Annotated in this window: 11 protein-coding genes; 7 read left to right on the top strand and 4 right to left on the bottom strand. The window is 48.6% G+C overall.

The features are described 5' to 3' along the window. Positions 1-29 precede the first annotated feature (29 nt). The gene (locus ACSHWX_RS05975) at positions 30-1,388 is read right to left on the bottom strand and encodes a phosphomannomutase (protein WP_435667281.1); all 1,359 of its coding nucleotides are present in this window, start codon (positions 1,386-1,388) and stop codon (positions 30-32) included. 153 nt (positions 1,389-1,541) lie between these two features. Beyond that, on the bottom strand, positions 1,542-2,000 hold the full coding sequence (locus tag ACSHWX_RS05970; protein WP_435667280.1) for a MarR family winged helix-turn-helix transcriptional regulator: 459 nt from the start codon (positions 1,998-2,000) through the stop codon (positions 1,542-1,544). A 99-nt stretch (positions 2,001-2,099) separates the two neighbouring features. Here ACSHWX_RS05970 and hmgA point away from each other — a divergent pair, with 99 nt between their 5' ends. Genes hmgA through maiA form a run of 3 tightly spaced genes read left to right on the top strand, consistent with a single transcriptional unit; the run spans position 2,100 to position 5,100 of the window. Then, the gene (hmgA, locus tag ACSHWX_RS05965; RefSeq protein WP_435667279.1) at positions 2,100-3,419 is read left to right on the top strand and encodes a homogentisate 1,2-dioxygenase; all 1,320 of its coding nucleotides are present in this window, start codon (positions 2,100-2,102) and stop codon (positions 3,417-3,419) included. A gap of 4 nt (positions 3,420-3,423) precedes the next feature. Next, entirely contained in the window at positions 3,424-4,437 is a 1,014-nt protein-coding gene (locus ACSHWX_RS05960; protein ID WP_435667278.1) for a fumarylacetoacetate hydrolase family protein, read from the top strand. Positions 4,438-4,455: 18 nt separating this feature from the next. After that, positions 4,456-5,100, top strand: a complete 645-nt coding sequence (maiA, locus tag ACSHWX_RS05955) for a maleylacetoacetate isomerase (protein WP_435667277.1) — start codon at positions 4,456-4,458, stop codon at positions 5,098-5,100. A 75-nt stretch (positions 5,101-5,175) separates the two neighbouring features. Here maiA and ACSHWX_RS05950 read toward each other — a convergent pair whose 3' ends face one another. Further along, on the bottom strand, positions 5,176-5,718 hold the full coding sequence (locus ACSHWX_RS05950) for a GNAT family N-acetyltransferase (RefSeq protein WP_435667276.1): 543 nt from the start codon (positions 5,716-5,718) through the stop codon (positions 5,176-5,178). A gap of 598 nt (positions 5,719-6,316) precedes the next feature. Then, the gene (locus ACSHWX_RS05945) at positions 6,317-6,781 is read right to left on the bottom strand and encodes an Lrp/AsnC family transcriptional regulator (RefSeq protein ID WP_435667275.1); all 465 of its coding nucleotides are present in this window, start codon (positions 6,779-6,781) and stop codon (positions 6,317-6,319) included. Between the two features lie 130 nt (positions 6,782-6,911). Between ACSHWX_RS05945 and hppD the strand changes: the two genes are divergently transcribed. The 4 genes from hppD to ACSHWX_RS05925 all read left to right on the top strand — a co-directional run bounded on the left by hppD (position 6,912) and on the right by ACSHWX_RS05925 (position 9,963). Next, a complete protein-coding gene (gene hppD, locus ACSHWX_RS05940) occupies positions 6,912-8,024 on the top strand; it encodes a 4-hydroxyphenylpyruvate dioxygenase (RefSeq protein WP_435667274.1) in 1,113 nt (370 codons plus the stop codon). 164 nt (positions 8,025-8,188) lie between these two features. Then, positions 8,189-8,605, top strand: a complete 417-nt coding sequence (locus ACSHWX_RS05935; protein ID WP_435667273.1) for a COG4315 family predicted lipoprotein — start codon at positions 8,189-8,191, stop codon at positions 8,603-8,605. An 87-nt stretch (positions 8,606-8,692) separates the two neighbouring features. Next, positions 8,693-9,190 carry a sigma-70 family RNA polymerase sigma factor gene (locus tag ACSHWX_RS05930; protein WP_435667272.1) on the top strand — a complete coding sequence of 166 codons (498 nt, stop codon included), beginning with the start codon at positions 8,693-8,695 and terminating at the stop codon, positions 9,188-9,190. Next, positions 9,187-9,963: an anti-sigma factor family protein gene (locus ACSHWX_RS05925; RefSeq protein ID WP_435667271.1), complete on the top strand. Its 777-nt coding sequence runs from the start codon at positions 9,187-9,189 to the stop codon at positions 9,961-9,963. Before ACSHWX_RS05930 ends, ACSHWX_RS05925 begins: the two co-directional genes overlap by 4 nt. Positions 9,964-9,999: the final 36 nt, after the last annotated feature.

Here is a 9,999-nt window from a genome sequence, read left to right as displayed (position 1 = left end):
GCGTTGATGCGCCGCGCGTTTTTTGTCTGTTACTCAGCTTTAATAAGCTTGGTGAGCTCTGCAACTTTTTGTTCAACCAATGCTTTGTCGCCACGGGTTTCAACGTTGATGCGCAAAAGCGGTTCTGTGTTTGATGAACGGATGTTGAAACGCCAGTTTTCATATTCAACACTTAATCCGTCAATATGTTCAACCTTTAGCGCGTCGGGTGCATATGTTGCTTCAATGTTGGCGATGATTTTTGGCGCATCATTGACCGTGAAGTTGATCTCGCCAGAGCAAGGGAACTTTTGAATGCGTTCCTGCACCATTTCTTTGAGCGTTTTGCCGCTCGCTGAGATTTCAGAAACAATGGCCAACCAAGGCAACATGCCTGTATCGCAATAACTGAAATCATCGAAATAGTGATGAGCGCTCATCTCGCCGCCGTAAATTGCTTTTTCTTCGCGCATGATTTGCTTGAAAAATGCATGGCCGGTTTTTGATACGATAGGTGTGCCACCTGCTGCTTCCACCACATCAACAGTGTTCCATGTGAGGCGCGGATCATAAATGATTTTGCCACCCGGGCTTGCGCGCAACAGCGTTTGTGCGATTAGGCCAACAAGGTAATAGCCTTCAACAAACTCGCCCGTGTGATCGTAAAAGAAGCAACGATCAAAATCACCGTCCCAAGCAATGCCCAAATCCGCGCCATGTTCTTTCACTGCATTCGCGGCTTTGGCGCGCTTTTCCGGCAAAAGAGGGTTTGGAATGCCGTTTGGCAGATTGCCGTCGGCCTCATGGTCGATTTTGATGAAAGTAAAGGGAAGATGTTCTTCCAACGCGTCAATCACTGCCCCGGCACAACCATTGCCTGCATGGCAAACAATTTTAAGCGGCTTTAGGTCAACATCTTTTACTTGATCCAAAAGTCGAGCAATATATTTTGAGCGGTCTAGCGTTGGAAGGTTTTTGCCGCGCTTTTCGTAAGCGACATTCTCAAAAACACGGTCGCTCATCACAGCGTCTTCTAATGGCTTTAGCGCATTGTCGCGGGTTGCTGCTTTTGCGCCCTTTAGTACCATTTTGATGCCGTTATAATTTTGCGGGTTATGACTTGCTGTCACCATTAATCCGCCATCAGCGCCACTATTGTCGGTGTGGAAATAGACTTCTTCGGTGCCGCATTGCCCAACTGGCAACACATCGACGCCGCTATCTTGCAGGCCTTGAATGATGGCGCTGGCAAATGGTGCGCTATCCAGGCGCATATCATGTCCCACGACAATTGTTTTTGCGGCAAGTTGATGTGCAACTGCTTGGCCAAATCGGTAGGCAAATGGCACATTCATTTGCTCTGGGATCAGGCCACGTACGTCATAGGCTTTAAAAGGAGATTGGGACATTTTGGCTCGCTTTGTTTTCTTGCGCTGCTGTTTTATGCACGATTTGGTTATTCGAACATAAAGGCCATGTGTTTCACCTGCCAAATCATGTTTTTTACCTGCCAAATAGAGCAAAAAGACATTTGATGCAATTTTGTGTCTTGGATAGAAGCCCTAGTCGGCAAATCGTCTTTCGATGGCGTTCAGTGCTTTGAGCAAAAGTTCGGCGTCTGCTGCACCTATGGAATCAGTGAAATTTGTCTCAAACGTTTTGGCGGATTTGACCAAATCCTTATAGGTGGCTTGGCCGACATTTGTAAGCTCTAGATGCTCCAATCGCCGGTCTTGCGGGTCTTGTGTGCGTTTGATCCAACGGCGTTTTTCCAGTGAAAAAACGGCCCGAGATACCTTTGTTTTATGCATTGGCGAATGATCGCAGATTTCTCTGGCGGTAATGGAGCCGAATTGGCCAATGGTTGCAAAGGTGCGCCACTCTGGACGGGTGAGGCCATATCTGCGTTTATATTCCTGCGCGAAGCGTAGGCTGACCCGTTCAGCCGCGCGGTTTAGCCGATAGGGCAGGAACTTTTCCAGCGCTAAAATGCCATCATTTTCGGTATTGTGGTCGTTCATCATTGTCCTCCAACAGATTGATAGTTACATAATGGATGGTTACATGTGCAACCACAATTTTGCCTTTGGAAAAATTAGATAGGGTCCAGCGGTGTTATTATGAGCAAAAATGATCTTGATTACATGCCAGGTTTTGGCAATGATTTTGAAACTGAGGCGCTGCCGGGTGCGCTGCCGCAGGGCCAGAATAGTCCACAAAAATGCGCTTATGGCCTTTATGCCGAGCAGCTTTCTGGCTCGCCATTTACAGCGCCAAGGGGCACCAACGAACGGTCTTGGTTATATCGCATTCGGCCAAGTGTAAGGCACACAACAAGGTTCACGCCTTTTGATCTGCCGCTTTGGAAAACCGCGCCGCACCAGATGAAGGGTGAGATGCCGATTGGGCAAACGCGCTGGGATCCAGTGCCTATGCCTGAGGAGAAAACGGATTTTCTGGCCGGGGTGAAAACTATTACCACCGCAGGGGACGTATTCACCCAAGTTGGCATGGCAAGCCATGTTTACGCGTTTAATGCGTCGATGGAAGACGATCATTTTTTCAATGCCGATGCTGAACTGTTGCTGGTGCCAGAGATGGGCAGCCTTCACATTTTTACCGAGATGGGCAAGTTCGATGTTACGCCGGGCGAAATCGTGGTCATCCCACGTGGTATGGTGTTCAAAGTTAGCGTTGAAGGGCCGTGTCGAGGCTATATGTGCGAGAATTACGGCGCGAAATTCACGCTGCCGGATCGTGGCCCGATTGGTGCGAACTGCCTTGCAAATCCGCGTGATTTTAAAACGCCTGTTGCGGCCTACGAGGAAAAAGACACGCCTTGCCGGGTGATCGTTAAATGGTGTGGCAAGTTTTACGAAACACAAATCCCCCATTCACCTTTGGACGTTGTCGCGTGGCACGGCAATTACACGCCATACAAATATGATTTGGCGACCTATTCACCGGTTGGCTCAATTCTGTTTGACCATCCTGATCCGTCAATTTTTACGGTGTTGACCGCGCCATCCGGTGAAGACGGTACGGCGAATATTGATTTCGTGATTTTCCCACCGCGCTGGTTGGTGGCAGAACACACGTTCCGCCCCCCTTGGTATCACCGCAACATCATGAGCGAATTTATGGGTCTTATCCATGGGCAGTATGATGCGAAAGAAGAGGGTTTTGTGCCCGGGGGCATGAGCTTGCACAATATGATGTTGCCGCATGGGCCGGACGCTGGCGGATTTTACAAAGCTTCTACGACTGAGCTAAAGCCGCACAAACTTAAAGACACGATGGCCTTTATGTTTGAAACGCGCTTCCCTCAGCTCTTGACTGAATATGCTGCGACGCTAGAAACACAACAAGACGATTACATCGATTGCTGGGCTGATCTTAAGAGCCACTTTGATGGCACCCCAGAAGGAAAGTGGGACTGATTTTATGAAACTTGCAACTCTTTCAAATGGTTCGCGTTATGGCGAACTCGTTGTGGTTAGCACTGATTTGAAGCGCTATGTTTCAGCTAACGACGTGGCAGTGACCATGCGGGACGCGATTGACAATTGGTCGAAGGCTGAACCCGGTTTGCAGGCGCTTTCTGACAAAATCAATGGTGACGCAAGTGTGGGCGAAGCTTTTGATGTGACCAAAGCAATGGCGCCTTTGCCAAACCCAAGCCAGTGGGCTGATGGGTCTGCATATGTCAATCACGTTGAATTGGTGCGCAAAGCGCGCGGCGCGGACCTTCCGGCCAGTTTTTGGGAAGATCCATTGATGTATATGGGTGCGCCAGACGCGATGCTTGGGGCAAACCAAGATGTTGAAGTCGGCTCTGAAAGTTGGGGCATCGACATGGAAGCGGAAATCGGCGTGATCTGTGATGACTTGCATATGGGTATTTCACCGGACGATGCGGCAGATAAGATCAAACTAATCGTGTTGCTCAACGACGTGAGCTATCGCGCTTTGATCCCCGGCGAATTGGCAAAAGGCTTTGGCTTTTTCCAATCAAAAGGCGCAACCGCCTTTGCACCTGTGGCCGTGACCCCGGACGAATTGGGCGACCATTGGGCTGATGGCAAAGTCCATCGGGACATGTTGGTGCATTATAATGGCGACGCGTTTGGCAAAGCCAATGCGGGCGTTGATATGACGTTTAATTTCCCAAAAATCGTTGCCCACGCGGCTAAAACGCGGCACGTTGCAGCTGGCGCAATTATTGGCTCAGGCACTGTGTCGAACAAAGACAGTGATGGCACGCCAGGTAAGCCAGTTCGCGATGGCGGATTGGGTTATTCTTGTATCGCGGAAATCCGCATGATTGAAACGATCAATGATGGTGCGCCAAAAACTGAATTTATGAAATTCGGTGATCAGGTGCGCATTGAAATGCTCAATGATGATGGATCGACTATTTTTGGTGCGGTTGACCAAAAGATCGTCAAATTTGGATAAGTTGGTAGGAGCGCCACTATGACAAAGCCTGTGCTTTATGACTATTGGCGCTCATCCGCCGCCTATCGCTTGCGCATCGCGTTCGGTATATGCGGAATTGAATATGACCGCGTGATCGTTGATTTGCTTAAGGGCGAACATAAGAGCGAGTCATATCGGACCCTAAACCCGCAAGGTTTGGTGCCAACGATTGAGCTGGATGGCATGCTATTCACCCAATCACTCGCCACCATTGAGTATTTGGCCGAAAAGCATCCCGAAGCCGGTTTGGTGCCAGGGGATGCAGTGGACCGCCAACGGGTGAGGGCACTTTCTCACGCGATTGCCATGGATATTCACCCGGTGTGCAATTTAGGTGTTGTGAAATATGCGATGGGCCTTGGCGATGATGGCGATAAAATCCGCCTAGACTGGTTTCAGCACTTTATCGGCCAAGGTCTTGAGGCTTATGAGGGGATGTTGAGCCACCAAACGGAAAGTAAATTTTCGTTTGGTGATGCGCCAAGCATGGCGGATATCTGCCTGATGCCGCAACTTTACAATGCGCGGCGCTGGGAGGTCGACCTTTCAGCGATGGAGCGCATTTTGGTAATTGAAGAAAACTGCAATCAGCATCCTGCATTTAAGGCTGCGCATCCGGATATGTTTGCTCCTGAGGGGTGATGGGTTCGGCTATCAAAAGTGGATTGGTGGCTTTGTGGATTTTGCGGTAGTTGAATTCTGCTATGCAAATGTTAGCTATCCATGATTGCTGAACTCTCGGTCCAATATACTCATCATCACGTCATCGTGCCACTTTCCGGCTATATTGGCGGACTCTCTTTCAATACCTTCTTGAATAAAACCGCATGCTAAATAGCATCGAATTGCACGCTTATTAAAGGCGAGGACGCGAAGGTCGATCCGGTGCAGATCTAGCACCTCAAATCCATGTTTGAGTACAAGTTTTATAGCTCGTCGTCCGATGCCTTTGTTAAGGTCGGCCTCTCCAAAAAGACCAATTGCCATTCGCGCTCGCCTGTCATGTTGATCGACGTTATCCAAACGCGCTTCGCCGACAAGTCGTCCGCTGAATGTAATACTCCACGCACAAGGATGTTTTGATAATCGGTCAAACCACTCCCGCGCATGTTCCAACTGCATTTTCGGGACTGGTCCCGAAGGAACGCCATACATAGTTCGAATTTCGTTAGAGAATCCGTAGTCGAGGCGGTCCATCACGTCCGATTTTATTGGAGTGCGGATCGATACATTTGTGGATAATTTGTCTATTTGTGCCATTAAATTATCATCTCAAATGCACGAAGCTTGGTCAAACTGAAAAACAATTCCCTCCCGTGAACCGGCTTTGGCCGTGCGGCAGATAATTGGTCGTTTGGGCTCAATCTTGCCATCTCTTCTCTCTCGTCATCCGAGGGTCCATGTTACACATCCATTTAACTTAGTGTTGCCAATTGAAACGGTGAGAGCCGAATTGACCCGGCGTTTGGACACTCGGGTGAAGCCTGAGTATGACGAAGTAGGTGAGGTTACATATGCGATGGCCGTTCCTCCCTTCATACGCGGCTAACGTGTTGGTGCGTGATATCCATCCGCCCTCATGGTGAGCCTCACCCTGAGCTTGTCGAAGGGCGAACCATGGGAAGTAGTGCATTGCGGTTTTATCCTTCGACAAGCTCAGGATGAGGAAGGGGAGAATGATGCTGACAGAATGGAACAGATGTCTCACCACGCACAGTCGTCATCCCGGATTTAGTCCGGGATCCAGTCGTGAATATCTATGAACTGCGGCGCCTTTGCTGATAAACCTCCTGCCTGGATTCCCGCTTTCGCGGGAATGACGGTTTGAGATGGAGGGAAAGTCGTGTGCATTACCTGTTCACCCCACCGGCAAGTTTGACGTGTCCTTGAGCGTTTCCAGAACGATGGAGGTCTTCACATTCTGAACTGACTCGTGGGGCAACAGCACGTCGTTGACGAATTCTCGTAGCTCGTTCAAGTCCTTTGCGACCACTTTGATGAAATAGTCCATTTCTCCGGTTAAGGCGTGCGCTTCTTGCACTTCGGGCAAGTTTAAAATGAGGGCGGCGAAGCGTTTTGAATTGTTGGGATTGTGGGTGGCCAGGGTGACATTGATGATCGTAACAATGTCCAGCCCGACTTTTTCCCGGTTCAGCTTGGCGTGATAGCCGGCGATCAGTCCGTCATCTTCCAGCCGAGACCGTCGTCTTGAACATTGGGATGCGGAAAGGTTTACCTGTTCGGATAATTCATTGTTGGTTAGTCGCGCGTCATCCTGCAATAAAGCCAGGATTGCGCGATCGAATTGATCAAGTGTGCTCATAGTGTGTGAATTATCCTTCATAATTGCACAGTTCTTGCATATAATTTCTGTTTAGGTGAAATTTTGCAAGCCTCTTGCATGTTTTTTGCGCGATAATCGTTTCAACGTAAAATGATAGGGAGAATTTAAAATGGGACCATTTCCTCACGACGCGCCGGTTGCGACGATTTCTGAGAAAAATCCAGCAGGCACCGACGGTTTTGAATTTGTCGAATTTGCACATGACGAACCCGAAAAGCTTGAAGAGCTTTTCACTAAAATGGGTTACGTTGCTGTCGCAAAACATAAGACCAAGAAAATCTGGCTTTGGCGTCAAGGTGATGTGAACTACATCTTGAACGGCGAAAAAGACAGCTTTGGTGGTCGCTTCGTTGATCTACACGGCCCATGTGCCCCTTCAATGGCATGGCGCGTTGTTGACGCCCAACATGCGTTCGATTACGCGGTGAAAAATGGCGCGGAACCTTATACTGGCGATGACAAATGTATCGATGCGCCAGCAATTTTGGGTATTGGCGGTTCGCTGTTGTATTTCGTGGATAGCTATGGCGAAAAAGGTTCTGCTTACGAAGCTGACTTCGAATGGCTAGGTGAAGTAAATCCTCGTCCTGAAGGCGTGGGTTTTTACTATTTGGATCACCTCACACATAATGTGTTCCGCGGAAATATGGACAAGTGGTGGGATTTTTACCGCAACCTTTTCAATTTCGAGCAAATTCATTTCTTCGACATTGATGGCAAATTTACCGGGTTGGTTAGCCGCGCGATTACATCGCCATGTGGCAAAATCCGCATCCCATTGAATGAGTCGAAAGACGACACGAGCCAAATTGAAGAGTATTTGAGAAAATACAAAGGCGAAGGCATTCAGCATATCGCTGTGGGTTGCGATCATATTTATGACAGCACAGATAAACTGGCTGAAAATGAGCTTAAGTTCATGCCGGGTCCACCAAAGACCTATTATCAAATGTCACATGACCGGGTGAACGGTCATGACGAGCCGCTTGATCGCATGATGAAGCACGGCATTCTGATTGACGGCGAAGGTGTATTGAACGGCGGTATGACTAAAATTCTATTGCAGATATTTTCCAAAACGGTCATCGGCCCAATCTTCTTTGAATTCATTCAGCGCAAGGGTGATGAAGGATTTGGCGAAGGTAACTTCCGCGCGTTGTTTGAATCTATCGAGCGTGAGCAAGTGGAACGCGGCATCGTTGGAACAGACGCCGCCGAATAAAAATAGCAGGGCAAAATGCCTCCCATTTTGAATGCTAATAGGGCATCTTTGGTTCTCCAAAGGTGCTCTTATTTTTGAGCAATTGAAATTTTTTTGAAATTGTTGGGAATAAATTTCGCTGAATTCTGTTGTCTTAGTATCGAAGCAAAATATGGGAGACAATTATGACCACGACAATTATGACTAAGACAATTATTTCAAAAATTTCAGCAGCCGCACTAATGTTTGCAAGCATTGGCGGTATCGCGTTGGCCGCAGGGCACATTCCGGTGCAAAAATACAAAACCGACATGGGTGAAGTATTGGCCGACAAAAACAATATGACGCTTTATACGTTTGATAAAGACAGTGACGGCGTTTCAAATTGTTATGACCAGTGTGCGCAAAACTGGCCGCCGCTATTTGCCGAAGAAGACGAGCATGAGGGTGACTATTCTGTTGTTGCGCGAAATGACGGCACAAAAGTTTGGGCCTATAAAGGCCAGCCGCTTTACTTATGGGTAGGTGATAGCGAGCCAGGTGATGTTAGCGGTGACGGCGTTGGTGGTGTATGGCACGTCGCCAAACCATCAATGTATTAATTGACGGCATTTCTCTGATATGATGGCAATAGATGCCTCGCCAATTTGTGGCGGGGCATGTTCCAGCGAGGCTTGGGAGAACAAAGTTTGAATTTTCGGCTGGAAGATCAGTTTGTGGTTCATATTCCCGCGCTGCAAAGATTTGCGCGAACGCTTACCGGTGCGCCGGAGCGGGCAGATGATTTGGTTCAAGACTGTCTTGAACGGGCGATCCGAAAAAAATCGCTATTTCGTCAACCCAATAATCCGCGCGCTTGGTTGTTTAAAATCATGCACAATGTTTATCGCAATCAGGTGGTTAAAGTCCGACCTACAGCCGATATTGAAGAGCTTGAAAACTTGGCTGAAGCCCCGCGCCAGGATGGGGTGATGGAGTTGACCGATGTACGTGCGGCCATGCATTTTTTATCCAAAGAACACCAAGAGATACTAATGCTGGTGGCCGTTGAAGGACTTAGTTACGCAGAGGCCGCCGATATATTGAATGTCCAAAAAGGTACAATTATGTCGCGTCTGGCACGGGCGAGGGACCATCTTCGCTCTATTATGAATGGTGAGCGTCAACAAAAAGGTGAAGCAAGATGAACATTTCTGACGATATGTTGGTTGCCTATGTTGATGGGGAATTGCCACAGGACGCGCGAAAACAGGTTGAAGCCTATCTGGCCGCAAACCCGGATGCGAAGCAGCGGGTCGATGAGTGGCAACAAAATGATGCGGCCCTTCGGGATGCTTTTGATTTAGGTGAAGAAGTGTTTGAAGCTGCACCGTTGGAAGCGCAAAATGACAATCAACGTTGGCGACAGTTGACGCGCTATGCGCTTGCGGCCTGTCTTTTGTTGGCTATTGGATTTGGGGGAGGGCTTTCGCTTTCTCAATTGCCTTTTATGCCAAAAGACAAATTTCAACTGCAAGTGGCAGCGTGGGCCAATGAAGCGCACGAAATATTTGCAATTGATGAAAACCGGCCCGGTGAGTTTGGATTGGACAGCACAGAGCAAGCCGCAAGTTGGTTGCGAAAACGCGTAGGTGTGAACGTTGCAATTCCGGATTTGAGCGCAAATGATTTGACGTTTGTTGGCGCTAGACTGGTGGGGCAAGGCGGCGCACCTGCAGCTTTGATGACCTATGAAGGCGCTAATGCCATAAGGGTTTCAGTTTATGTGCAGGCCCATCAACAAGAACTCGATGAATTGGGATATTGGTTTTTCCACGGTGAAGACAAAACGACTTGTGTGTGGCTTAACCAAAAGGTTGCTTTCTCCATTACTGGCGATTTGCCCGATGATGAGTTGAAAAGAATTGCCGTGAAAATGGCCGATGGGCTGGGCATGTCTTATCGCGGTCGAAACGTCTAGCGGGCCTTGGGTGTCATCTAACTGTCACCAAGGCGC

It is taken from the genome of Maritalea sp. (assembly GCF_051251695.1).
GTDB lineage: Bacteria > Pseudomonadota > Alphaproteobacteria > Rhizobiales > Devosiaceae > Maritalea.
The sequence above is the reverse complement of the archived record's forward strand: the minus strand, read 5'-3'. Positions and strand labels throughout refer to the sequence as shown.

Excerpts from the sequence above, each read along its gene's own strand:
- ACSHWX_RS05925 (WP_435667271.1), top strand. The coding sequence starts at position 9,187 with ATGAACATTTCTGACGATATGTTGGTTGCCTATGTTGATGGGGAATTG.
- ACSHWX_RS05960 (WP_435667278.1), top strand. The coding sequence starts at position 3,424 with ATGAAACTTGCAACTCTTTCAAATGGTTCGCGTTATGGCGAACTCGTT.
- ACSHWX_RS05975 (WP_435667281.1), bottom strand. The coding sequence starts at position 1,388 with ATGTCCCAATCTCCTTTTAAAGCCTATGACGTACGTGGCCTGATCCCA.
- ACSHWX_RS05950 (WP_435667276.1), bottom strand. The coding sequence starts at position 5,718 with ATGGCACAAATAGACAAATTATCCACAAATGTATCGATCCGCACTCCA.
- ACSHWX_RS05935 (WP_435667273.1), top strand. The coding sequence starts at position 8,189 with ATGACCACGACAATTATGACTAAGACAATTATTTCAAAAATTTCAGCA.
- hmgA (WP_435667279.1), top strand. The coding sequence starts at position 2,100 with ATGAGCAAAAATGATCTTGATTACATGCCAGGTTTTGGCAATGATTTT.
- ACSHWX_RS05945 (WP_435667275.1), bottom strand. The coding sequence starts at position 6,781 with ATGAGCACACTTGATCAATTCGATCGCGCAATCCTGGCTTTATTGCAG.
- maiA (WP_435667277.1), top strand. The coding sequence starts at position 4,456 with ATGACAAAGCCTGTGCTTTATGACTATTGGCGCTCATCCGCCGCCTAT.
- hppD (WP_435667274.1), top strand. The coding sequence starts at position 6,912 with ATGGGACCATTTCCTCACGACGCGCCGGTTGCGACGATTTCTGAGAAA.
- ACSHWX_RS05970 (WP_435667280.1), bottom strand. The coding sequence starts at position 2,000 with ATGAACGACCACAATACCGAAAATGATGGCATTTTAGCGCTGGAAAAG.